The following is a 23564-nucleotide window of genomic DNA, read 5'->3' as shown; positions in this document are numbered from 1 at the left end:
TGTGTGTTGCGTACTGACGTCACGTTGCATTCATGGCCCACAGGTAAAATATGATGCACCAAAACAGAACGTAACATCCAGATAGTTATGCACAAAAACAGATAGTTATGCATTAAAGCCGCACAACCATTTGTATTGCCGAAGAAAATGATGCGCATAACCTATTGTTATGGCGGGACATGCTACTATCCCCTCCCCCTGAGATCAAGCGCTACCTTTACTGGAGTTTTCATAATTATGCGTTTCATCACTATCAGGCAGGTCAGTGCAGGCGGCGGGATGACATCGTGAACACATCGGCGGGAAAGCGAAACGGCGCGGTTTTTCCACACGAGGGGAAACAAAATAACACAGATGACGCAACAGACCGATAACCTTTACATTCGCCTTTTGGCGGTTGATTGTTCGGCCTGTTACGTGTGACGCGGCGCCGTCAAATTTGATAATCAATCACCACGTCATCGTCAGCGAACACCCGCGCCTTGATCTCTTCTGGCGTCAGTTCAGGGTTGCACAGCTGAATGAATTTCCAGGTGTAGTTGCGCTGCAATTGCCCGCGCTTTAACCCAAGCCACACGGTGTTCGCCTCAAACAGATGCTGGGCCTCGAGCCTGACCAGGCCCGCGTCACGCGTCGGGTCAAACGACATGTCAGCGACAATTCCCACGCCCAGCCCTAGTTCGACATAGGTTTTAATCACATCCGAGTCTTGTGCGCTGATGGCAATGTGCGGCGTCAACCCGGCGGCGCTGAAGGCGCGGTCAATACGCGAGCGGCCAGTAATGCCCTGCCGGTAAGTAATCAGTGGCACCTGGCTCAGTTTATCCAGCGTCACCACCGGCTCTTGCGCCAACGCATGACCCTGCGGCACTAAAATCGCGTGGTGCCAGCGGTAATAAGAGAACGCGGCCAGAGAATTGACGTTGATAAGCAGCTCGGTCGCAATACCGATATCGGCTTCGCCCGACTCCAGCATCGCGACAATCTCATCCGGCGTGCCCTGATTGAGCACCAGTTGAACCTGCGGGTAGAGCGTGCGAAACGCTTTAATCACCGCAGGCAGGCTGTAACGCGCCTGCGTGTGCGTTGTCGCAATCACCAGTTGCCCGGCGTCATTATCGCTAAACACATTGGCTAACCGCCTGATGTGGTTCGCATCATTCAGGATGCGCTCGGCCATCACCAGCAGCTCTTTGCCCGGCTCGGTCATGCCCAGCAAGCGCTTGCCGCGACGAATAAAAATCTCAATCCCCAGCTCATCTTCCAGCTCGCGAATATGGCGACTCACGCCTGACTGAGAAGTGAACAGGGTATTGGCCACCTCAGTCAGGTTATAGTTGCACCGGGCCGATTCACGGATAATTTTTAATTGTTGGAAATTCACACTGTTGCCCTCTGACAATGGCCGCTATTCGCCGACGAATAGGGTAATTCCTTTGACTGTTAGCACTATTGATACGAAGTATTGTTATTCCGCACAAATAAAGAAAACTTACTTGTTATAACCTTAATGCATATAAGCGCGGTATTGACCGTCAATATTTACCGTCAACCCCCGGACAGGGGTTTGCCTTTCGCTCATGGCTCTGTGACCATGGCGCACGGTATCAGCGCCCCGGGCGGTCACGGACGGGCAACGAGGTGAATGTGGTGAACGTGGTAAGAAACAGGGTAAGAAAATGATAACTGGCGTCGTGTTTGCACTATCCGCTGGCTTGATGTGGGGAGTGGTCTTTGTCGCCCCGTTGTTAATACCGGATTATCCAGCGGCGCTGCAATCAACCGGGCGTTATCTGGCATTTGGCATGATTGTGCTGCCGCTGGCCTGGTTTGACCGGGCGCAACTGCGGCAACTGACGCGCCGCGACTGGCAAGAGGCGCTGCGTCTGGCATGCGTGGGTAATCTGCTCTATTACCTGTTTCTGGCCAGCGCCATTCAACGCACGGGAACACCTGTCACCAGTATGCTTATCGGTACGCTGCCAGTTGTGATGGCAGTCAGTGCCAATCTGCTCTACGGTCATCACGATGGCCGCATGCCGTGGCGACGGTTAATTCCGCCGCTGGTGCTCATCACGCTGGGGCTGATACTGGTTAACCTGTCCGAGCTGCATGGCGATGCCGCCAATATTGCGCCAGCGCGCTATCTGGCGGGTCTCGCACTGGCGCTACTGGCGCTGGCCTGCTGGACATGGTATCCGCTGCGCAACGCGCGCTGGCTCCGCCAACACCCGCAAACGCCCCCGTCAACCTGGGCAACGGCGCAGGGGCTGGCAACCTTGCCGATGGCGTTCGTCGGTTTTATCGCGGTGAATGGTTATTTATCGCTGCATGCACCCGATTTTCCACTGCCCTTTGGCCCGTTGCCGTGGCGCTTTCTCGCCTTGATGGTGATTATCGGCCTGTTCAGTTCCTGGCTGGGTACGCTGTGCTGGAATGCGGCCAGTCAGCGTCTGCCGACGGTGCTGGTCGGCCCGTTACTGGTGTTTGAAACCCTGGCGGCGCTGGCTTATACCTTTTTGTTACGCCAGAGCTGGCCGCCCTTGATGACCAGCGCTGGCATAGTGTGCCTGATAACCGGCGTCGTATCTGCCATGCGAATCAAGCTCGAGCCGGTCATCAGGGTCAGTGAGGCGCAGCGCCCGGCCGCGTCGCCTCGCGAATAACGGCGTGGCCGGATGCAGGCCGTTCAGGGCAATCAGTGCTGGAGGAAATGGGCCACATCCTGCTCCACTTCCTCCATCTGTTTTAACGCCTCCAGCGTATCGCGCGCTTCCTGCTCATCCAGCCGACTCATGGCAAACCCGACGTGTACCAGCACCCACTGGCCCATCAGGGTCTCAGGCGTAATACCATCAAGCACCAGTGTGACATTGACTTCTCGCCGCACGCCGCAGACATCCACCCACGCCAGCTGATTATCATCCGACGCCCACGCCACGACTTGCCCTGGAATTCCCAGACACATATCCCTCATCCTCGTCATTGACTGCAACATGCCTCAGCGCAAGCCTAAGCAAATTTGATGCCAGCTGATTTGATCCCACGCACGAAGCAGCGCGATCGCGCCCTGCCACGGCTTACCCTGAGCTGCGACCGGCGCGGTCAGTCAAGAGTGACGACCTGCGCGCCCGGTGGCGTCAAAAACGTCGTCACTAATGTCGAGCCCGCCCCTGTCGAGGGGTGCTCCTCCGGCCAGGAGAAAATTAACATATTGATTTAAAAGAACATCACACCCATTTTTTTCTTATGGCATGGAATATGCTTGGGCCGCAGTAAACATTTCTATCACCCTGGATTTCTATCACCCTGGAGGGTATGGCTATGAACCGCTTCGTCATTGCGGAGCCAACACGTTGTATCGGATGCAACACCTGCATGGCCGCCTGCACGCAGGTGCATCGCCAGCATGGGTTGCAGGCTCATCCGAGACTAAGCGTTGAGCGCGAAGCTGGCGGCACGGCACCCGTGTTGTGCCGACACTGTGAAGACGCACCCTGCGCCAAAGTGTGTCCGGTGAATGCTATCAAGCATCAGGACAACGCCGTCATGTTGGACGAAAACACCTGTATTGGCTGCAAACTGTGCGCCATTGCCTGTCCGTTTGGCGCGATCACGCCATCTGGCAGCACCCCGCTGGCGACACCGGCGACGTTTGAACAACACATCCCGCTGTCACTGCTGTCGGATGTGCCGGTCAGCCTGCCGTCGGTACATCCGATGCTGTCATGGAATGCCGGTGTGCGCAGTATCGCGGTGAAATGCGACCTGTGTGACTTCCACGCGCAAGGGCCGGAATGCGTGCGCGTCTGCCCGACGCAGGCACTCTATCTGGTCGATGACGCCAACCTTGATGAAGCGATTGCCGCCAAACGCCGTCAGGCGGCGCAGTGGCCGCAGGGCAATCTGCCCTTTCCACCCGATGAGACTGACTGGGGGCACAACCTATGATGACGCCATTAGCATGGCTGGGCCTGTCGCTGGCGCTCTATCTGGCCGGTGCGCTCTGCTCACTCCTGTTTTGCCGTCAGGAAGCGCTGGCTATCCGCCTGAGCGGTTGCTGCGCACTGGCCGCTGGTTGTGCCGGTCTGCTGGCCGCCGCACCGGTATTGCTGCAAGGCGGTGCCATCAATGTGGTTTTCGCCGGCCCCTTTGATGCCTTCGCCCACCTGACGCTGCGCATTGATTCGCTGGCCGCGTTCATGACGCTGGTTATCTCGCTGCTGGCCGCGCTCTGCGCGCTCTACTCGCTGGCCTATCTGGAGGAGTATCGCGGGCGCGGTGCCTGGGCGATGGGGTTCTTCATGAACCTGTTTATCGCCTCGATGGTGGCGCTGGTGGTGGTGGATAACACCTTCTACTTCATCGTGCTGTTCGAGGTGATGTCACTGAGCTCCTATTTCCTGGTGATTGCCGATCAGGATGAAGAAGCGGTGAGCGCCGGGCTGCTCTACTTCCTGATAGCGCACGCCGGCTCAGTGCTTATCATGATTGCCTTCTTCCTGCTCTACCGTCACAGCAACAGCCTGGATTTCGCTGATTTCCGTCAGGCTTCGCTGTCGGCACCGCAGGCCTCCATCGTGTTCCTGCTGGCGTTCTTCGGTTTTGGTGCCAAAGCGGGCATGCTGCCGCTGCACGGCTGGCTGCCGCGCGCACACCCGGCCGCACCGTCACACGCCTCGGCGTTGATGTCCGGCGTGATGGTGAAAATCGGCGTGTTTGGCATTATCAAAGTCGGCATTGATTTACTGGGCGCGACCGAAGCCTGGTGGGGCGTCGTGGTGCTGGCCTTTGGCGCGGTGTCCTCGGTGCTAGGCGTGCTGTATGCGCTGGCCGAGCATGACATCAAACGCCTGCTGGCGTACCACACGGTGGAGAACATCGGCATCATCCTGATGGGGGTCGGCACCGGCATGATAGGCATCGCCACCCATCATCCGCTGCTGGCGCTGCTCGGTTTGCTGGGCGGGCTGTATCACCTCATCAACCACGCTGTCTTCAAGGGGTTGCTGTTTCTCGGGGCCGGGGCGGTTATCTCGCGCGTACACACCAAAGACATGGAGAAAATGGGCGGGCTGGCCCGTTTGATGCCGCGCACCGCGCTGGCGTTCCTGATGGGCTGTATGGCGATTTCCGCCCTGCCGCCGCTGAACGGTTTCGTCAGCGAATGGTTCACCTATCAGTCGCTGTTTACCCTCAGCCATGACGGTCACATCGGTATGAAACTGCTGGCACCGCTAGCGATTGTGATGCTGGCGATCACCGGCGCGCTGGCGGCAATGTGCTTTGTCAAAGTGTATGGCATCAGTTTTTGCGGCGCACCGCGCAGCGAAAAAGCCAGCCACGCCGCCGAAGTGCCGTGGCCGATGACCGCCGCCATGCTGCTGCTGGCGCTGCTGTGTGTGCTGCTGGGTGTTGGGGCAAGCGTGGTGTCACCGGTTATCACCCGTATCGCCGCCGATCTTGCGCACACTCCGGCGCTGACGATGGCCGCTGGCCTTGGCGTGTTCCCCGGCGATGCCGGGCAAACCCGCCTGAATACCCCGCTGATTTTCATCTTGCTGCTGGCGCTGCCGCTGCTGCCGCTGATGCTCTACAGCCTGCTGCGCGGGCCGCGTCTGGCATTTCGCCAAAAAGGGACGCCCTGGGCGTGCGGTTATGGCTATGAACAGGCGATGTCAGCTTCCGCCGGGAGCTTCACCCAGCCGCTGCGGGTGATGTTCGCGCCGCTCTATCGCCTGCGCAAAACCCTCGACCCGGCCCCGTCCATGCAACAGGCGCTGGAGTTGACCACCCGCTCGGCGGCCAGGGTTGAACCGGTGCTTGACGAGCGCATCGTGCTGCCGCTGGCGCGCGCGGTGCAGGGCCTTGGCCGGGCGGTGCAATGGATTCAGCACGGCGACTTTCGGGTCTACTGCCTGTATGTGGTGGCCGCGCTGGTGGCCTTACTGCTGACGACGCTGGTTTAAGGAGAGCACAATGAATCCGTCTTCGGTTATTTTTCCGCTGCTCTGTGCGCTGGTGCAGGCGCTGGTGTTGATGGCCGCTGCCCCGCTGCTGTCCGGCATGTCGCGGGTTATCCGCGCCAAGATGCACTCACGTCAGGGCCCCGGTGTCTGGCAGGACTACCGCGATATCGTCAAACTGCTGCGCCGTCAGGAAGTGGCGCCAGAGCACAGCGGCGGCGTATTCCGCCTGATGCCGTTTATTCTCAACGGCTCGATGCTGCTGGTGGCGATGACGCTACCGGCTATCACCACCCAGTCGCCGCTCGGCGCAGCCGGTGATGTGATAACGCTGCTGTACCTGTTTGCCATTTTCCGCTTTTTCTTCTCGCTGTCCGGCCTCGACTCCGGCAGCACCTTCGCCGCCATCGGTGCCAGCCGCGAGCTGACGCTCGGCATTCTGGTGGAACCGATTCTGATGCTCGCCCTGCTGGTGGTCGCCCTGATAGCCGGTTCCACCAACATCGGCAATATCAGCCAGCAACTGGCCAGCGGCGATTGGGTTGCCCCCACCGCAACCGGCCTGGCGCTGCTGGCCTGCGCCTTCGCCACCTTCATCGAGATGGGCAAAATCCCGTTTGATGTGGCTGAAGCCGAGCAGGAGTTGCAGGAAGGCCCGTTGACCGAATACGCCGGTGCCGGGCTGGCGCTGGTGAAATGGGGCATCAGCCTCAAACAAGTGGTGGTAGCGACGCTGTTTTTGTCGGTCTTTGTGCCGTTTGGCAAGGCAGAAACCCTCAGCGCGGCGGGCCTGCTGTGGGGCACGCTGGCGCTGGCTATCAAACTGGTGGTGGTATTTACCCTCGCCGCCCTGATTGAAAACAGTCTGGCGCGCGGGCGCTTTTTGCTGACCGGCCGCGTTACCTGGCTCGGCTTCGGCGTTGCCGCGCTGGCCTTTGTTTTCTACCTCACCGGACTATAAGGAGTCGGCACCCATCATGGAGACTATTGCTCTCGCCACCCTGCTGCTGCCGTTTCTCGGCGCGCTGTTAATAGCCGTGGTGCCGCAGCGCCTGGCTAAAGGGGTGTGTACGCTGTTTGCGCTGCTGGCAACACTCGGTATGGCCTGGCTTGCCGGGTGCTACCTGCAAAGCGGCAAGCTCGACACCGTCGTCACCCTCTACCGTTACGGCCAGGCCGATTTGTTCGGCTTTGTGTTTGACCGCGTCAGCCTGTTAATTGGTTTTGCCGTGGTTTCGCTCGGCTTTCTGGTTAGCCTCTACTCGTGCGGCTACCTGACGCTCGGCAACCGCGAACACCCGCACGAAGGCAGCAACCGTTACTACGCCTTCCTGCTGGTGTTTATCGGCGCAATGGCCGGGTTAACGCTCTCATCAACGCTGCTCGGCCAGTTAGTGTTCTTTGAAATCACCGGCGGCTGCTCCTGGGCGTTAATTGGCTATTACCAGAAACCGAAATCACTGCGCTCGGCGCTCAAAGCGCTGCTGGTCACGCATGTGGCCTCCGTCGGCCTGTATCTGGCCGCCGCCTGGCTGTTCGCCACCACCGGCACCTTCGCCCTGAGCGCCATCGCCCAGTTAGATGACACCAGCAAAATCGTCGTGTTTGGCGGCATTCTGCTGGCGGCCTGGGGGAAATCAGCCCAGTTACCGCTGCACATCTGGCTGCCGGATGCGATGGAAGCGCCTACGCCGGTGAGTGCCTACCTGCACGCCGCGTCGATGGTGAAAGTCGGGGTGTATATTTTCGCCCGGGCGATTTTGTCAGCCGTCGAGGTGCCGCACATTATCGGCGTGGTCGGTGTGATTATGGCAACCCTGACGCTGGTGTACGGTTTCTGGATGTACCTGCCGCAAAAAGACATGAAGCGGCTGCTGGCCTACTCCACCATCACCCAGTTGGCCTACATCTTTCTGGCGCTGTCGCTGTCGATTTTTGGCTCGCGCATGGCTTTTGATGCGGGCCTTGCCTACATCTTTAACCACGCCTATGCCAAGAGCCTGTTCTTCCTGGTGGCCGGGGCGCTCAGTTATAGCTGCGGCACCCGCATGTTGCCGCAACTGCGCGGCATGTTAACGCGCCTGCCGCTGCTCGGCGTCGGCTTTTGCGTCGCGGCGCTCGCCATCACCGGGGTGCCGCCGTTTAACGGCTTTTTCAGCAAATTCCCGCTGTTTGCCGCCGGGTTCACCCTGTCAAACGAGGCGGTGTGGCTGCTGCCGGTGTTGATAATCGCCCTGGTGGAATCCGTCGCCAGCTTTGCCTGGTTCCTCTACTGGTTTGGCCGCACCGTGCCGGGTAAACCCTCCGAGGAGGTGGCCGGTGCGATACCGGTGCCGGCGTCAATGAATCTGGTATTGCTGGTGCTGATTGTGATGTCGCTGTGCTCAAGCGTCATCGCCGCACTCTGGCTGAAATAAGGAACGCCCATGACTGGATCGCTTCTCGTCAATAATCTGGCTGGTCTGTTAATCATCACCTCGATGCTGGTGATAGCCGCCAGAAAACCCACGGTTTCCGCCGTGCTGTACGCCTTGCAATCGCTGGTGCTGGTGCTGATTTTTATCGCGCTCGGCAACCTGCTGGGCTCTCACGAACTCTTTTTGTGGTCGATGACGGCCTTCGCCACCAAGGTGGTGTTGGTGCCGGTCATCATGTACCGCGCCTTTCGCCGCCTGAGTGACCCGCAGGCCGACGGCGGCGTGCTCAGTACCGCCACGCTTATTCTGATTGCCAGCGTGATTGTGCTGCTGAGTTATTTCGCCGTCGCCCCGGTGCAATTGCCGATAGTCAGCGCACTTAAGCCGGTGCTGGCGGTGTCGCTTGGCCATTTTCTGATTGGCCTGCTGTGCATCGTCAGCCAGCGCAACATCCTCAAGCAGGTGTTCGGCTACTGCCTGATGGAGAACGGCGCGCACCTGACGCTGGCGCTGCTGGCCTACCGCGCGCCTGAACTGGTGGAAGTGGGAATTGCCACCGATGCCATTTTCGCGGTCATCGTGATGGCGCTGATGGCGCGCAAGATCCACCGCACGCTGCACACCCTGAATGTTCAGCAACTGACCGCGCTGAAAGGATGATGACCATGACAACGTTGGATCTGTTTTCTGTGCTGCTGGGGGTGCCGCTGGTAGCGGCGCTGCTGGCATTCGCCTGTCGCTTTACCGGCGTGGCCGCGCGCCAGTTGGTCAGCCTGATGCACCTGCTCGGCATCGGCGCACTGCTGGTGGTCACGCTGCTGTCGGTATGGACGGTCTACCAGCAAGGCGAACTGTTGGCCGCCGGGCGCTGGTTACATCTCGACAGCCTGAGCGCGCTGTTTTTAGCCATTCTCGGTGTGATTGGTTTTCTCACCGGCCTTTACTCCATGGGGTATATGAACCATGAAGTGGACAGCGGCGAAGTCAGCGTCACCACGCTGTGCCACTATTACGGCTTTTTCCACCTGTTCCTGTTCACCATGCTGCTGGTGATAACCAGCAATAACCTGATTCTGATGTGGGCGGCGATTGAAGCCACCACGCTCAGTTCCGCGTTTCTGGTCGGGTTGTATGGTCAGCGCTCGTCGCTGGAAGCGGCGTGGAAGTACATCATCATCTGTACTGTCGGCGTCGCCTTCGGCTTATATGGCACGGTGCTGGTGTACGCCAACGCCGCCAACGTGATGGCCGAGCCGGGCAACGCCATTTTCTGGACTGAAGTGCTGCACCACGCCAGCGAGCTCGACACCACGCTGATGCACCTGGCGTTCATCTTCATTCTGATTGGCTTTGGCACCAAAACCGGCCTGTTCCCGATGCACGCCTGGCTGCCGGATGCGCACAGTGAAGCGCCAAGCCCCACCAGCGCCCTGCTCTCTGCGGTGTTGCTGAACTGCGCGCTGCTGGTGATTGTGCGCTACACCATCCTTATCAGCGCCGCCATCGGCCCGGACTTCCCGCAGCGTTTACTGCTGGTGTTTGGCCTGCTGTCGGTGGCGGTCGCCGCCCTGCTGATTCTGGTGCAACGCGACATGAAACGCCTGCTGGCCTACTCCAGCGTGGAAAACATGGGGCTGATTGCCGTGGCGCTCGGCATCGGCGGCCCGCTGGGGGTTCTGGCGGCGCTGCTGCACACCCTCAACCACAGCCTGGCGAAAACGCTGCTGTTCTGCGGCTCAGGTAATGTGCTGCTGAAATACGGCACCCGCGACATGGACGCCGTCAAAGGCATTTTGCGTGTCGCCCCGGTGACGGGCGCACTGCTGGCCGCAGGCGCACTGGCGCTCGGTGGGATGCCGCCGTTTAACGTGTTCCTCAGTGAGTTTATGACCGTGACCGCCGGTATCCACGCCGGTCATCTGCCGCTGGTCATCGTGCTGCTGGTGCTGCTCACCGTGGTGCTGGCCGGGCTGGTGCGCATGGTGGCGACCACGGTGCTCGGCAGCCAGCCGGAGGCAGTCAGTAAAGGCGAGCTCGGCTGGCTCACCACCGCCCCGATGCTGGTGCTGCTGGTGCTTATGCTGGTGATGGGCACGCGCATTCCGCAACCCGTGACCCAGTTGCTGGAGCGGGCCACGGCGATTGTGCTCAATGACACCGTGCTCAATGACAGCACAGCCCGCCCTGACGCCGCCAACGCCCTCAGCCTGCGCCCGCAGCCTGCGCCGCGTGAGGCTGGCGCATTTATACCGATGACAGGCACGGAGCCTGCCGTTTTATCCACTGCTTCCCGTCAGGAGATGTCCCGTGACTAATTCATTCACTGCCACTGCCCAGCCTGCGTTAGGCGCGCAATACGTCGCCCAGGTCAGAGCCCAATTCCCGACGGCTATTCTGGAAGAAGAGCGCCAGACCGAAAACCAACTGACGATAACGGTTAAGCTCAATAGCCTGCCGGAAGTGGTGGAGTATTTGTATTATCAGCACGGCGGCTGGCTGTCGGTGCTGTTCGGCAATGACGAGCGCTCGCTTAACGGCCATTTCGCCGTCTACTACGTGCTCTCAATGGAGCAAGGCGAGAAGTGCTGGGTGGTGGTCAAAGCGCTGGTGAACCCGACGGTGCCGGAGTTCCCGTCCGTCACGCCGCGCGTGCCTGCCGCTGTGTGGGGCGAGCGCGAAGTGCGCGACATGTACGGCTTGATCCCGGTCGGCCTGCCGGATGAACGCCGTCTGGTGTTACCGGATGACTGGCCGGATGAACTCTACCCGCTGCGTAAAGACGCGATGGATTACCGCCAGCGCCCGGCCCCGACCCGCGACGATGAATCCTACACCTTCGTCAACGAAGCCACCGGCGACACCCGCGTGGTGCCCATCGGCCCGATGCACATCACCTCCGACGAACCCGGCCATTTCCGGCTGTTTGTTGATGGCGAGCAGATTATCGACGCCGACTATCGGCTGTTTTATGTCCATCGCGGCATGGAAAAGCTGGCGGAAACCCGCATGGGTTACAACGAAGTGACCTTCCTGTCTGACCGGGTGTGCGGCATTTGCGGCTTTACCCACAGCGTGGCCTACACCAACTCTATTGAGAATGCGCTGGGCGTGGTGGTGCCGCCACGCGCCCATGCCATCCGCAGTGTGCTGCTGGAAGTCGAACGCCTGCACAGCCACCTGCTGAATATCGGCTTATCCAGCCACTTTGTTGGTTTCGACACCGGTTTTATGCAGTTCTTCCGGGTGCGTGAAAAATCGATGCAGATTGCCGAAATCCTGACCGGTGCGCGTAAAACCTACGGCCTGAACCTGATAGGCGGCATTCGTCGTGACATTCTCAAAGATGACCGGCTGAAAACCATCAAGCTTATCCGTGAAATGCGCGAAGAGGTGACACAGCTGACCGATATGCTGCTTGGCACCGCCAATATGGGCCAGCGCACCCAGGGTATTGGCGTGCTGGATAAGCAAATCGCCCGCGATTACAGCCCGGTCGGGCCGATGATCCGCGCCAGCGGCTTTAAGCGCGACGTGCGCGTTGACCACCCGTTCGCCGCCTATCTCGATTTACCGATGGAGCTGCATCACCTCGATGCCGGTGACGTCTATTCGCGCGTGCTGGTGCGGGTGCGCGAAGTGTTTACTTCGCTGGCGATGATTGAGTTTAGCCTCGACAACCTGCCGGAAGGCCCGATCCTCAATGAGAACATTCACTATCAGCCGCACAAGTTCGCGCTCGGCTTTACCGAAGCGCCGCGCGGCGAGGACATTCACTGGAGTATGACCGGCGACAACCAGAAGTTGTTCCGCTGGCGCTGCCGTGCCGCCACCTACGCCAACTGGCCGGTGCTGCGCTTTATGCTGCGCGGCAACACCATATCGGACGCGCCGCTGATTATCGGCAGCCTTGACCCCTGCTACTCCTGTACCGACCGCGTCACGCTGGTGGATGTGCGCAAAAACAAGATAACCACCGTGCCGTATAAAGAGATTGAGCGTTACGGGCTGGAACGCACCCGTTCACCGCTGAAATGAGGAATCGCTGATGATCAAATTATTCAAAACCATCCTCAAAGCGGGCAACAGCACCGTGAAATACCCGTTCGCGCCGCTGCCGGTGCCAGCCGGATTTCGCGGCCGCCCCGAGTACGACCCGCAGCAGTGTATCGGCTGTGCCGCCTGTACCATGGCTTGCCCGGCCAATGCGCTGACGATGGAAAACGCGCTGGAAAGCGGCACCCGTATCTGGCAACTGTTCCTTGGCCGCTGCATTTTTTGCGGCCGCTGCGAGGAGGTGTGCCCTACCCGCGCCATTGTGTTGTCGCAGGATTTTGAAATGGCGGTGGCCAGCAAAGCGGATTTGTATCAGCGCGCCACCTTCCAGCTACTTAACTGCCACGTTTGCCAGCGCCCGTTCGCGCCGCAAAAAGAGGTGGAGTACGCCATGGCGCTGCTGGCGCACGCCGGGGTGCCGGAAAGCGAAGTCGAAGCGCGCCGCGCACAGTTTGAAACCTGCCCGGATTGCAAACGTAAACAGAACATGAACCATCGGGGCAAGGTGCCGCTCAGTCAGCACCTGCCGACCCCGAGTACACAGAAAGGGGATGCGTCATGACCCAACTTCCCGACGGTGTCGATCACTACCAGACCACACCCATCACGCTGGATGAACAGGCACAGCAGCTCAAGAAAACGCTGCTCAAAGACATTAAACGCTCCGCTTACGTCTATCGCGTGGACTGCGGCGGCTGCAACGGCTGTGAAATCGAGATTTTCTCCGCCATTACGCCACTGTTTGATGCCGAGCGTTTCGGTATCAAAGTGGTGGCCTCACCGCGCCATGCCGATATTTTGCTGTTTACCGGCGCGGTGACGCGCGCCATGCGCACACCGGCGTTGCGTGCGTATGAATCCGCCCCCGACCCGAAAATTTGTATCTCGTACGGGGCCTGCGGCTGCGGCGGCGGCATCTTCCACGACCTGTATTGCGTGTGGGGCGGCAGCGACAAAATCGTGCCGATTGATGTCTATATTCCCGGCTGCCCGCCAACACCGGCGGCGACCATTTACGGCTTTGCCGTGGCATTAGGGCTTCTTGAGCAAAAACTGCACGGCAAAGATCACCAGCAGGCCGAACAGGAAAAAGCCGCGCTGATCCACCCCTCGCTGCCGCTCGATCTGCGCGTGCAGGTTGAACGCGAAGCCCGCCTGATGGCCGGTTATCGCCAGGGCCGTGAAATCAGCGACAGCTTCCTGCGGCTGCTGGAAAACCAGCCGCTGGCCGGGTTTGAACAGCGGGTCACACGCTGGCTTGACCAGCACAACGACCCGCGCCTGAACGAAATCACCGGCCATTTGTTGCGCATTTACCACGCCATGCTAAACGGGGAGACGGTACGATGAGCGCCGACGTGCGTTTTTACGCGTTAAACCGCAAGTTCCTCGACAGCCGCGACAAAATCCCGGAGCAGGCGCAGCAGGTGATGTACTACTCGCTGGCTATCGGCCACCACGTCGGCGTGATTGATTGCCTGAAACAGGTGCTGCACTGCCCGCTGTCGGAGTACGAAGGCTGGGTCGGCCAGTTGGCTGATGACGAGGCGCGCCGCAAAATGCTCGGTCTGCTGCGCTTTGGCGAAATCACCATCGACAGCACCCATGTGACCTTGCTGGGAAGCGCCTTCGGTGCGCTAAACGAGCGCGACAGCCACCCGGACTGGACGCAGTCGCTAATGGGCCAACTGGCGGCAATCCAACAAGAGCCTGCCATCTACTTAATGGTGAAACGCCTTGATAACTGAACACCCTCTGCGCACCGATAATATGGTGCTGACCGTCGGTAACACCATGATGGGCGATGACGGCGCAGGCCCGCTGCTGGCCGAGCGCATGACGCAGCAACCGGTCAATGGCTGGTCGGTGATTGACGGCGGTGCGATTCCCGAGAACGCCGCCCATACGCTGCGCTCGCTCAAGCCACGCCGCCTGCTGGTGGTCGATGCCACCGACATGGGGCTGGCACCGGGAGAGATGCGCATCGTTGACCCGCAACGCATCGCCGAAGACATGCTGATGAACACCCACAGCCTGCCGCTCAATTACCTGATAGACAGCCTGAAAGAAGACATTCCCGAGGTGATTTTTATCGGTATTCAGCCAGCGCTGGTGGCGTTCTACTTCCCGATAAGCCAGGAAGTGACGCAGGCCGTCGAGCAGCTCTACCAGCGTCTGGCTGCCTGGGAGGGCAACGGCGGCATTGAGGCGCTCGTCTCGGCCTGATAGCGAGGCGATGACGGGCGTGGTTATTTGCCCGGCATTGCCGCGCTATAGCACAGCTATATCATCGACCGTGTGGCGATTCAGCCGGTCAGGAACTCGCCCGGTCATGGTGTCGTTCCCCGCATAATAGCCACTTCGTGGCCGGGGAGCGGCCCGCCAACCTCCACACCGGCAAGATCATATCGTCGCTGCATGCATATATAGCCGCACGTATGTACAACCGCGCACATGCATAGCGGCGCACATGCATAGCGGCGCAATTGACCCACGGCTTGCGTGCAATAACCGAATAGCATCAATCATTGAATAATATCAATCGTTGAAACACATATTCCCTCAAGCAATAGCGCTATTCCTTGCCCTTATTTACTGGCGAGAAAAATAACGGCAATAACAGTGAGAGAATATTATTCACCACAATAAACACACTGAGAATATTACTATCCCCACACTATCGTTACGATTATTTCCAACCCGGAATTTATTGGGTTAATCAATAATAAGCACGGTATTTTTCTGTTACGCCATATGCCGCATGGCCGCCAACGCCAGCCACGGCGCTAATAACATCGCTAATAACATTGCCATTACCCGGCGTTCATATCAGCGCACGCTTCAGCGAAAATCGTATTGAACACCTCAGCGCATACCAGCACAAAATTAGTATTAAATACCATTAATTTAATAATTAACAGAATAATAAAATGCAATAAAGCCAATTATCACCATTAATACTCCACTAAGTGACTTTATCACGCGGTTTAATTTTTTATTACCCCTCGATGTTGCTTAAATGTTAATGATGAATTATTTTTTTAAAGCTTATGGCTAACTGAAGCGCGCCAAAAATGTGAGATTGATCATGCTATTGCGTATTTTATTACTCTGCAATCGCAATCAAATCATGGCGCTCAGTCAGTGTAAAATAAGCCGCTCTAAAATAGGGATACCGTTTACTGGCATGGATGGCTGGCATGTTATTTACCTTAGGTGTTTCAATGATTGTTACCGTGTGGTTTGCCATTACCATGGTGTTTGGTTTGATCTTACTATTAAAGTAAGTCATTTCCCTGCACGTCATAATGGCTATCACTCTGCTGGGCGGATAATGCAGGCCGCGACGCGTCCCCGCGTCTGAAATAGTTCTGAGTCTGCAACGCAAAATATAAAGATTCACGTCTCTCTTAACAGGTCGCACCCGTTTATTGCTATTCGGGTTCCCCTCTCTTTTTCCATAATTCAGGATAACTATTGATGCGAAGCCTTTATGATGAGCAGGAGAAATTAACCACCACGTGCAGTTGCGATGACCCGATTGCCTGCCTGCAACATATGTTCGTGGATATGACAGCCAAACGGCGCGTGGCGCAGGGGCAATGCCCGGCGCGTCGCCCGGTCTTTCTGCGTACCCACGGGATTATCAAAGGTGCCCTGACGTTTCATCCCGACATTCCGGCTCCGTTACAGCACGGGCTGTTTGCCCAACCCGGCAGCCAGCATCCGGTTTATGTGCGTTATTCGTCAGACCTGGCCGATGGCCGCCCGGACTGGGAGAGCACCATCGGTATCGGCATCAAGATTTTTGATGTCCCCGGTAAGAAAGTGGTCAGTGATGACGGTGAAAACACCGCCGACCTGCTGTTACAGAATGTGCCGTTCTTCTTTGTTGATAACGCGCGCCAGATGTGTGAATTCACCAAAGCCAGCTTCGAAGGCTGGGGCAATGAATGGGTGCGCCGCTTCGCACCGGCCACCAACCAACTGCTTGATGACATGGCCAAACCCATCCGCTCGGTGCTGGAAACCCGCCTGTGGAGCGTGGTGCCGTTTCAGTTAGGCGACACCTACTGCAAATATATTCTGTCGCCCGGCACCTCCACTTTCGCCGATGACCCGGACATCAACGACCCGAACTTTCTGGCCACCGATCTGGCCGCCCGGCTGTTAAAAGGCGACGTGACGCTGGAGATTTTTATTCAGCCGCGCCCGGACGCCGCCCAATATGGCGACGCCTACCTTGATGAGCATTTCCCGCTGGATAAGGCCACGGTCATCTGGGATGAGAAAATCGCCAAACCGGTACCTGTCGCCACCATTGTGTTGCCAGCCCAGGATATTCGCCAGCAAGAACAGGCGATTTACGGCGACTGGCTGGCCTTTAATATTGGCCGGGTGCCGCACGCCAACCGCCCGGTCGGCAGCCTTGCCGAAGCCCGTATGGTGGTGTATCAGGCCAGTGCCGATTACCGGCGCAGGCAAAACGACCAACCGGTCAGCGAACCCAGCGCGCCGGGTGAACCCCAGATTAAAAACCCCAGTTGCCCGTTCCCGCACCATAAAGCGCCAGAGCAACCGCAGGCGCTCTCTGACGAGCAAATAGCCCGCATCACCCAGGTGCGCATTCACCCCGGTATCGGCGTGATGCGCGTTGGCAACAGCCAGAACGATTACACGATAGGCCCGGAAGTGACGCACCCGGCGCGCACCGAATTTGGCCAAACCCGTGACGAAGGCGGCGCGATGAAACGTCAGGCGGCGCGCTTTCGCCTGTATGGGTATGACCAGTACGGCAATGTGGTCGGCGAAATTCAGCAAAGCCACAACAGCCAGATTGAGTGGTCAGTACATCTGGCGAACCGCAAGGCGCAGTGGTTTGAATTCAATGCGGCGATGGATTTGCCCGCAACCTGCAACCTGACGGTGCCGCTGCGTAACCCGGATGTCACCGGCAGCGATCGCGCGGCGCTGTGTATCGACCCCGGTGAAAAACGCATCAGCGGCCTGAGTATGCAGGACGGCAGCTTTGCCCTGACGGGCAATTTCCAGGGCACGCCGGTCTACCTTGGCGAGCTGCGTACCGACGCCGTTGGCCGCCTGCTGGTGCTGCCCGGCTACGGCGTTTCCGCCAGCCCGGAAAATAAACCGGTGTACGTGCCAAGCCACCCCACCAGCTTTAATAACGCCGCCGGTTGGTATGACGACATCGCCGACGGCCCGGTTCACGCCAAAGTGACCATAGGCGACAAAGATTTTACGGCCGATGCCGCCTGGGTATTCTCGGCACCGCCGAACTACGCCCCGGACTTAACCAGCTGGCGCACGCTGGATGACCTGCTGCGCAGCGTCTACATTCAGGCGGGCATGATGTCGCTGCCGGAGCAGGTGTCTTTCAACACGCACATTCGCCCCATTCTTGAGCGCATCAGCAATCTGCAATGGGTGAATAAAGGCATTTCGGCGATGTTTGGCGCTGACGGCCCGATGAATTTCAATGATGCCGCCCTGATGCGCAAGCTGTCCTTCGCGCCCGAAAGCAGCCTCTACCCCGACCCTTATGGCGAACTGCGCCGCACCGTGTACAACAGCTTCCGCTCGGCGTTCGGGCAGGATCAAGATCTGAACGGCTGGCCGTGGCAGTATGGCGACACCTTTGGCTATAGCGATCCGAGCGAAGCCAGCGCAGTGGAGGCACAGACCTATCTGCGCCTACCGGCCTACTATGACTACCTGCTCTCAAGCTGGGTGAAGGGCGATTTTATTGATGACTACGCGCCCGAGGAGCCGCAGCCCCACACGCTGGCACAAGTGCCGCTCCAGCATCAGCCGGAAATGCTTGACCGCGCCGCTATGCACTTCTGCCTGGCCGATGCCTTCCACCCCGGCTGTGAGCTGACCTGGCCGATACGCCATGCTTCGCTGTTCCGCGCGCCCTATCGCATTCGCGAGCGCGTGCCCGGCAGCGGCGAGCCGGATTATGGCAGCACCCTGACGCAAACCGATGTGCTGCGCATCAACGGCCCGCTCTACGCGCAAGGCCCCGGTGATTTAACGCGCTGGATGGCCGTACCCTGGCAGGGCGACACCGCCTATTGCCGTTCCGGTTACGATATGGAGTATGACCCGTATTTGCCGACCTACTGGCCGGCGCATGTGCCAAATCAGGTGCTGACGCTGATTGACTATGAAACCCTGTGCGACACGCGCAAACCTCTGGATGAACGCATTGCCGCCTTCCATAACCGCCCGTCGTGGTTACGCCAGTTGCCCAGCCAGAACCCGGCACCGGAGCAAATGATGTACATGATTGCGCATTTCGGCGAGCTGGGCATTCTGGAGGCGCGTCCTCGCCCGGCGGATTTAAGCTGGCTGCCCGAATTCTTGTATGTGGAAAACCTGACGGTCGCCAAAGAGGGCGAGCTGGAAGAGGCGCACCGTATCTTTACTGAACGCTATGTGCGGCTGGGCTTCCATGACCGGTTGCTGGCGGAAGCCGGATGGTTTAACGAGGAGCACCGTAATGCCTTTGCCACCATCAAACTGCGCAGCAGTTAATCCCGCACGCTCGTCACCCCGCGTGCTGCGCCCGCGCGTCGTGGTACTGGGCAACGGCCCGGCAGGTATTGCAGCGGCCTGCGTACTGGCGCAGGCCGGTGTTGACACCGTGCTGGTCGGGCAAGAGACCGGCCATCAGCTTAAGGCGGGTGAATCGCTACCGGGGGCGGCGCTGCGGCTGTTGCGCCGCCTGGGTATCGCCTCGCTGGAGTCACTGCTCACCCCGGACGCATTTCTCGGGTGCAGTGCCACGGTATCGGCCTGGGGGGAAGATAACTGGACGTACAAAGACGCGCTCTATAACCCGGAGGGCGGCGGCTGGCACCTGCTGCGCCACCGCTTTGATGCCATGCTGCTGGCCCATGCCCGCACGCAAGGCGTAGCAACGCTGTTCGGCCACGGCCACAGCCTGACCCCGCTGGGGTCAGGCCACCGGCTGACCTTCTGCGACCCGCCTGCGGGCAGCGCCGGAGACGATGCGCTGCCGGTTATCGAAGCCGACTTTTTGATTGACGCCACCGGGCGTCACTGCTGGGCTGGCCGCCGTCTGGGTGCCAGGCCGGTCAAACTCAGCCAACAGTTGGCCGCCGTCGGCTGGCTCAACGGCCTGCATGATGACCGGGATGACAGCACCCGGATTAAATCGGTGGCGGACGGCTGGTGGTACAGCGCACGCTTGCCGCAAGGGTTACGGGTGGTAGCCTTTCACGGCTTACCCCGTGCGGTGATGGCGCTCACTCGCCACCCTGAGGCGTTTCGCGCTGCCTGCCACGCCAGCGGCGTGTTGCCCGCCTCGCTCAAGGCAATCCCGCGCCCGCAAAAACTCAACGCCTGCGATGCCAGCGTCACGCTGACGCCACATGCCGCCGGGGAGAACTGGCTGGCCGTCGGCGATGCCGCGCTTTCGTTCGACCCGCTCTCTTCTCAGGGCATCTTTTTTGCGCTCTACAGCGGCATTCGCGGTGCCGAGGCCGCCCTCGCCTGCCTGCACCAGCCCGCGCAGCGCGCGCAGGCGCTGGACGATTACCGCCAGCAGGTCATGCGGGTGTTCGCCGTCAATCAGCAAACCCGGCAATTGTTCTATACCCGCGAGCTGCGCTACCGCCAGCATGACTACTGGCAGACCCAACAGCGCGCTGTACGTATTCACCGTTAACTGCTCTTGCACTGACAACCCGTGTCACAGCGGGCTGAGGCTGTTGACAAACAGCGATATTGTGTTGTGACGGGTGAAGTTTGTCCGGTCAGTGAAGCATGTCGTGCGGGATAAACGGTGTTATTTCTTTGCAGCTTCATCGCTCGCACGACAAGGAGAGGTGCAAGCGCCACCTCTCCTTGACCTCTGGCTGGTGGCTAAACTGTGCCGCTTCGCGGTCCCTTCGGCGTTCGCCTTCGCGGTTCGGGCCGCCCGTGACGTGTTCCCAACACGGCACGGGCTTTCGCCGCATCCATGCGGTTCACCCGGCGAAGTCGCCCACCTCAGCACAGTTTTTGACGCCGAAAAGAGGCGTCGTCCTGGACTTAATACGTTTGTCAGCCGTCTGGCTGCCGCTGGTTTTATCTGCGTGTCATCCGCCATCGTCAAATCTGCCGATAGCCGCATTACGACACTCGACATCCTGAGAAACGTCAGGGCATTTTTTCTTCTTAAATTCTTTAATTCATTAAAAATCAAATCATTAAACCATAAGCCTTCATTCTGGCATAAACCCTGCTTTGTCTATGGCGATGTGTCGGCGGCGCTGCCCTCGACATAACCCTTAGACCCTCTGAGCCGCGCAAGGAGATCTTGTCATGAACCGGTTCGTTTTAGCAGACCCCAGGAAATGTATTGGCTGCCGCACCTGCGAAGTTGCCTGTGTATTGGCACACAATGACGGCCATCCGTCATCGCTGTCGGCGGAACATTTCGCGCCACGCCTGAAAGTGGTGAAGGGGCTGAATGTCAGTACCACGATTCAATGTCGTCACTGTGAAGACGCCCCCTGCGCGAACGTCTGTCCGAATGGCGCTATCGTGCATGCTGGCGACCATATTCAGGTGCAACAGGAAAAATGCATCGGCTGTAAAACCTGCGTGGTGGCCTGCCCTTACGGTGCCATGACGGTGATCAGTAAACCGGTGGCCCGCATCAGCCATTATCAAACGCTGGGTAACTGCATCAAGGCTGAAGCGCACAAGTGTGACCTGTGTGAAGGGCGCGCCAATGGCCCGGCCTGTATCGAAGTCTGCCCGACCAAGGCCCTGCGCATGATAAGCCGGGACGACATTCAGGACATGATCCAACGTAAACAGCGGCGTGCCGCACTCGATGAAGCCGTGGAAATAAAATTCTGACCGTGCCCGAGCGGTACGATGAAGGAGAGCAATGTCATGCAGAAAGTAATCACCGTCTGCCCTTATTGTGGGTCGGGCTGTAAAATCAACCTGTTGGTGGAAAATGGCAAAGTGGTCGGCGCAGAAGGCGCCAACGGCCTCACCAACGAAGGCGAGCTGTGCTTAAAAGGCTACTACGGCTGGGATTTCCTCAACGATACCAAGTTGCTGACCCCACGCCTGAAACAGCCGATGATCCGCCGTCAAAAAGGCGCGCCGTTTGAAGTGGTGTCCTGGGAAGAGGCTATCGAATTTGCCAGCTCTCGCCTGCTGGCCATCAAAGAGAAATACGGCCCGGATGCCATCATGCATACCGGCTCATCACGTGGGCCAGGTAACGAAACCAACTACGTGATGCAAAAATTTGCCCGCGCCGTCACCGGCACCAACAACATCGACTGTTGTGCCCGCGTGTGCCACGGCCCGTCCGTTTCCGGCTTGCAGGTGACGCTGGGTAACGGTGCCATGAGTAACTCGATTTGTGAAATCGAAAACACCGAGTGCATTTTGGTGTTCGGCTACAACGCCGCCGATTCCCACCCGATTGTGGCGCGCCGCATCATCAAGGCCAAAGAGCGCGGAGCGAAAATCATCGTCTGCGACCCACGCCACATCGAAACCGCCCGCATCGCCGACCTGTGGCTGCCGCTGAAAAACGGCTCCAACATGGCGCTGGTCAACGCATTTGCCAACGTGCTGATTAACGAAGGGCTGTACAACACCAATTTCGTGGCGCAGCACACCGAAGGGTTTGAGGAATACCGCGAGATAGTGGCGAAATATACCCCGGAATATGTCGCTGACATCACCGGCCTTGACCCGCAGCTTATCCGCAAGGCTATCCGCATGTATGCCGCCGCGCCGTCCGCCACCATTCTGTGGGGCATGGGCGTTACCCAGTGGACGCAGGGTGTGGATGTGGTGAAAGGGTTGTCTGGCCTGGCGCTGCTGACCGGCAATCTGGGCCGCCCGAATGTGGGTGTGGGCCCGGTGCGCGGTCAAAACAACGTGCAGGGTGCCTGCGACATGGGCGCGCTGCCCAACCAGTTCCCCGGCTACCAGAAAGTCACCGATGCCGACGTGCGCGAGAAATTTGCCAAAGCCTGGGGCGTGCCGTCGCTGTCCGATCGTATCGGCTATTCGCTGACCGATGTGCCGCACAAAATTAAAGAAGGCAAAATCAGGGCTAACTACCTGATGGGGGAAGACCCGCTGCAAACCGAACCGGATTTGTCGGTGGTGCGCGAAACCTTCAACCAGCTGGATTTGCTGATAGTCCAGGATATCTTCATGACCAAAACGGCGGCCGTGGCCGACGTTATCTTCCCGGCCACCTCATGGGGTGAACATGAAGGGGTGTATTCTGCGGCCGACCGTGGCTTCCAGCGCTTCTATAAAGCGGTTGAAGCACAGGGCAACGTGAAACCGGACTGGGAAATCATCAGCCTGATGGCGACGGCAATGGGCTACCCGATGCACTACAACAACACCCAGGAGATCTGGGATGAGTTGCGTCATCTGTGCCCGCTCTACTACGGCGCGACCTACGATAAAATGGCCGGTCTTGGCTATATACCGTGGCCATGTACTACCGAAGACAGCCCCGGCACACCGTGGTTGTACGAGGGTAACAAGTTTGACCGCCCGAACGGTAAAGGGCTGCTGTTTGCAACAGAATGGCACCCGCCGATGGAGCTGACCGACGCCGACTACCCGCTGGTGCTCTCTACCGTGCGTGAAGTCGGCCACTACTCCTGCCGCTCCATGACCGGTAACTGTACGGCGCTGCAAACCCTGGCCGATGAACCCGGCTACGTGCAGATGAACCCGGAAGATGCCGCCGCACTCGGTATTCGCGATCAGCAATTGACCTGGGTGGCGTCGCGTCGCGGCAAAGTCATCAGCCGGGCGATGGTCAGCGAGCGCATCAACAAAGGCGCGGTGTACATGACCTACCAGTGGTGGATTGGTGCCTGTAACGAGCTGACGCTCGATGAAGTTGACCCGATCGCCAAAACGCCGGAATACAAGCACTGTGCGGTGAAACTCGAGCCGATTGCCGACCAGCACTGGGCGGAGAACTACGTGCAACAGGAGTACAGCGCACTGAAAGCCCGGCTGCGTAAAGAAGCTGAAGTCGCCGGTTAATACCGACCGGCTGCGCCCGCGACACACCACATATCTGCACGGTGTC

At 58.8% G+C, this 23564-nt stretch carries 20 protein-coding genes; 18 read left to right on the top strand and 2 right to left on the bottom strand.

What is annotated here, in order from left to right; genetic code table 11:
• Positions 1-433 precede the first annotated feature (433 nt).
• On the bottom strand, positions 434-1384 hold the full coding sequence (cbl, locus tag O1Q98_RS19025) for an HTH-type transcriptional regulator Cbl (RefSeq protein WP_125259978.1): 951 nt from the start codon (positions 1382-1384) through the stop codon (positions 434-436).
• Positions 1385-1679: 295 nt separating this feature from the next.
• Between cbl and O1Q98_RS19020 the strand changes: the two genes are divergently transcribed.
• Positions 1680-2666: a DMT family transporter gene (locus O1Q98_RS19020; RefSeq protein WP_125259979.1), complete on the top strand. Its 987-nt coding sequence runs from the start codon at positions 1680-1682 to the stop codon at positions 2664-2666.
• 32 nt (positions 2667-2698) lie between these two features.
• On the opposite strand, the gene hybG is transcribed toward O1Q98_RS19020, so the two are convergent.
• Entirely contained in the window at positions 2699-2968 is a 270-nt protein-coding gene (gene hybG / locus O1Q98_RS19015; protein ID WP_125259980.1) for a hydrogenase maturation factor HybG, read from the bottom strand.
• Positions 2969-3025: 57 nt separating this feature from the next.
• Here hybG and O1Q98_RS19010 point away from each other — a divergent pair, with 57 nt between their 5' ends.
• From O1Q98_RS19010 to fdhF, 17 genes are all read left to right on the top strand, one after another.
• Complete coding sequence (locus O1Q98_RS19010; RefSeq protein WP_125259981.1) at positions 3026-3223, top strand: hypothetical protein; 198 nt, start codon at positions 3026-3028, stop codon at positions 3221-3223.
• 101 nt (positions 3224-3324) lie between these two features.
• A complete protein-coding gene (locus O1Q98_RS19005; protein WP_125259982.1) occupies positions 3325-3951 on the top strand; it encodes a 4Fe-4S dicluster domain-containing protein in 627 nt (208 codons plus the stop codon).
• Entirely contained in the window at positions 3948-5969 is a 2022-nt protein-coding gene (gene hyfB / locus O1Q98_RS19000; RefSeq protein WP_125259983.1) for a hydrogenase 4 subunit B, read from the top strand. Before O1Q98_RS19005 ends, hyfB begins: the two co-directional genes overlap by 4 nt.
• Positions 5970-5979: 10 nt before the next feature.
• Positions 5980-6927, top strand: a complete 948-nt coding sequence (locus O1Q98_RS18995) for a respiratory chain complex I subunit 1 family protein (protein WP_125259984.1) — start codon at positions 5980-5982, stop codon at positions 6925-6927.
• A gap of 16 nt (positions 6928-6943) precedes the next feature.
• A complete protein-coding gene (locus O1Q98_RS18990) occupies positions 6944-8383 on the top strand; it encodes a hydrogenase 4 subunit D (protein ID WP_125259985.1) in 1440 nt (479 codons plus the stop codon).
• A 9-nt stretch (positions 8384-8392) separates the two neighbouring features.
• On the top strand, positions 8393-9043 hold the full coding sequence (hyfE, locus tag O1Q98_RS18985) for a hydrogenase 4 membrane subunit (protein ID WP_125259986.1): 651 nt from the start codon (positions 8393-8395) through the stop codon (positions 9041-9043).
• 5 nt (positions 9044-9048) lie between these two features.
• On the top strand, positions 9049-10698 hold the full coding sequence (locus O1Q98_RS18980; protein WP_125259987.1) for a hydrogenase 4 subunit F: 1650 nt from the start codon (positions 9049-9051) through the stop codon (positions 10696-10698).
• Positions 10691-12418: a hydrogenase large subunit gene (locus O1Q98_RS18975; RefSeq protein WP_035342882.1), complete on the top strand. Its 1728-nt coding sequence runs from the start codon at positions 10691-10693 to the stop codon at positions 12416-12418. The genes O1Q98_RS18980 and O1Q98_RS18975 overlap by 8 nt, the downstream gene beginning before the upstream one ends.
• Positions 12419-12428: 10 nt before the next feature.
• Positions 12429-12998, top strand: coding sequence for a hydrogenase 4 subunit H (hyfH, locus tag O1Q98_RS18970; protein WP_035342884.1), 570 nt, complete (start codon positions 12429-12431; stop codon positions 12996-12998).
• Positions 12995-13786, top strand: coding sequence for an NADH-quinone oxidoreductase subunit B family protein (locus tag O1Q98_RS18965; protein ID WP_125259988.1), 792 nt, complete (start codon positions 12995-12997; stop codon positions 13784-13786). Before hyfH ends, O1Q98_RS18965 begins: the two co-directional genes overlap by 4 nt.
• Complete coding sequence (locus tag O1Q98_RS18960) at positions 13783-14184, top strand: formate hydrogenlyase maturation HycH family protein (protein ID WP_125259989.1); 402 nt, start codon at positions 13783-13785, stop codon at positions 14182-14184. Before O1Q98_RS18965 ends, O1Q98_RS18960 begins: the two co-directional genes overlap by 4 nt.
• A gap of 22 nt (positions 14185-14206) precedes the next feature.
• Complete coding sequence (hycI, locus tag O1Q98_RS18955) at positions 14207-14662, top strand: hydrogenase maturation peptidase HycI (protein ID WP_125259999.1); 456 nt, start codon at positions 14207-14209, stop codon at positions 14660-14662.
• Positions 14663-15916: 1254 nt separating this feature from the next.
• Positions 15917-18994, top strand: a complete 3078-nt coding sequence (locus O1Q98_RS18950) for a LodA/GoxA family CTQ-dependent oxidase (RefSeq protein ID WP_125259990.1) — start codon at positions 15917-15919, stop codon at positions 18992-18994.
• On the top strand, positions 18960-20150 hold the full coding sequence (locus O1Q98_RS18945; RefSeq protein WP_164513010.1) for an NAD(P)/FAD-dependent oxidoreductase: 1191 nt from the start codon (positions 18960-18962) through the stop codon (positions 20148-20150). The genes O1Q98_RS18950 and O1Q98_RS18945 overlap by 35 nt, the downstream gene beginning before the upstream one ends.
• 91 nt (positions 20151-20241) lie before the next feature.
• On the top strand, positions 20242-20751 hold the full coding sequence (locus O1Q98_RS18940; RefSeq protein ID WP_240632784.1) for a hypothetical protein: 510 nt from the start codon (positions 20242-20244) through the stop codon (positions 20749-20751).
• 37 nt (positions 20752-20788) lie between these two features.
• Complete coding sequence (locus tag O1Q98_RS18935) at positions 20789-21331, top strand: 4Fe-4S dicluster domain-containing protein (protein ID WP_125259992.1); 543 nt, start codon at positions 20789-20791, stop codon at positions 21329-21331.
• A 36-nt stretch (positions 21332-21367) separates the two neighbouring features.
• Positions 21368-23518, top strand: coding sequence for a formate dehydrogenase subunit alpha (gene fdhF, locus O1Q98_RS18930; protein ID WP_125259993.1), 2151 nt, complete (start codon positions 21368-21370; stop codon positions 23516-23518).
• The last annotated feature ends 46 nt before the right edge of the window (positions 23519-23564 follow it).

Origin of the sequence: Dickeya lacustris, assembly GCF_029635795.1 — a bacterium.
Taxonomy (GTDB): Bacteria; Pseudomonadota; Gammaproteobacteria; order Enterobacterales; family Enterobacteriaceae; genus Dickeya; species Dickeya lacustris.
This window is presented reverse-complemented; position numbering and strand designations above follow the sequence as displayed.

Excerpts from the sequence above, each read along its gene's own strand:
- O1Q98_RS19020 (WP_125259979.1), top strand. The coding sequence starts at position 1,680 with ATGATAACTGGCGTCGTGTTTGCACTATCCGCTGGCTTGATGTGGGGA.
- hybG (WP_125259980.1), bottom strand. The coding sequence starts at position 2,968 with ATGTGTCTGGGAATTCCAGGGCAAGTCGTGGCGTGGGCGTCGGATGAT.
- O1Q98_RS19010 (WP_125259981.1), top strand. The coding sequence starts at position 3,026 with ATGCCAGCTGATTTGATCCCACGCACGAAGCAGCGCGATCGCGCCCTG.
- O1Q98_RS19005 (WP_125259982.1), top strand. The coding sequence starts at position 3,325 with ATGAACCGCTTCGTCATTGCGGAGCCAACACGTTGTATCGGATGCAAC.
- hyfB (WP_125259983.1), top strand. The coding sequence starts at position 3,948 with ATGATGACGCCATTAGCATGGCTGGGCCTGTCGCTGGCGCTCTATCTG.
- O1Q98_RS18995 (WP_125259984.1), top strand. The coding sequence starts at position 5,980 with ATGAATCCGTCTTCGGTTATTTTTCCGCTGCTCTGTGCGCTGGTGCAG.
- O1Q98_RS18990 (WP_125259985.1), top strand. The coding sequence starts at position 6,944 with ATGGAGACTATTGCTCTCGCCACCCTGCTGCTGCCGTTTCTCGGCGCG.
- hyfE (WP_125259986.1), top strand. The coding sequence starts at position 8,393 with ATGACTGGATCGCTTCTCGTCAATAATCTGGCTGGTCTGTTAATCATC.
- O1Q98_RS18980 (WP_125259987.1), top strand. The coding sequence starts at position 9,049 with ATGACAACGTTGGATCTGTTTTCTGTGCTGCTGGGGGTGCCGCTGGTA.
- hyfH (WP_035342884.1), top strand. The coding sequence starts at position 12,429 with ATGATCAAATTATTCAAAACCATCCTCAAAGCGGGCAACAGCACCGTG.
- O1Q98_RS18965 (WP_125259988.1), top strand. The coding sequence starts at position 12,995 with ATGACCCAACTTCCCGACGGTGTCGATCACTACCAGACCACACCCATC.
- O1Q98_RS18960 (WP_125259989.1), top strand. The coding sequence starts at position 13,783 with ATGAGCGCCGACGTGCGTTTTTACGCGTTAAACCGCAAGTTCCTCGAC.
- hycI (WP_125259999.1), top strand. The coding sequence starts at position 14,207 with ATGGTGCTGACCGTCGGTAACACCATGATGGGCGATGACGGCGCAGGC.
- O1Q98_RS18950 (WP_125259990.1), top strand. The coding sequence starts at position 15,917 with ATGCGAAGCCTTTATGATGAGCAGGAGAAATTAACCACCACGTGCAGT.
- O1Q98_RS18945 (WP_164513010.1), top strand. The coding sequence starts at position 18,960 with ATGCCTTTGCCACCATCAAACTGCGCAGCAGTTAATCCCGCACGCTCG.
- O1Q98_RS18935 (WP_125259992.1), top strand. The coding sequence starts at position 20,789 with ATGAACCGGTTCGTTTTAGCAGACCCCAGGAAATGTATTGGCTGCCGC.
- fdhF (WP_125259993.1), top strand. The coding sequence starts at position 21,368 with ATGCAGAAAGTAATCACCGTCTGCCCTTATTGTGGGTCGGGCTGTAAA.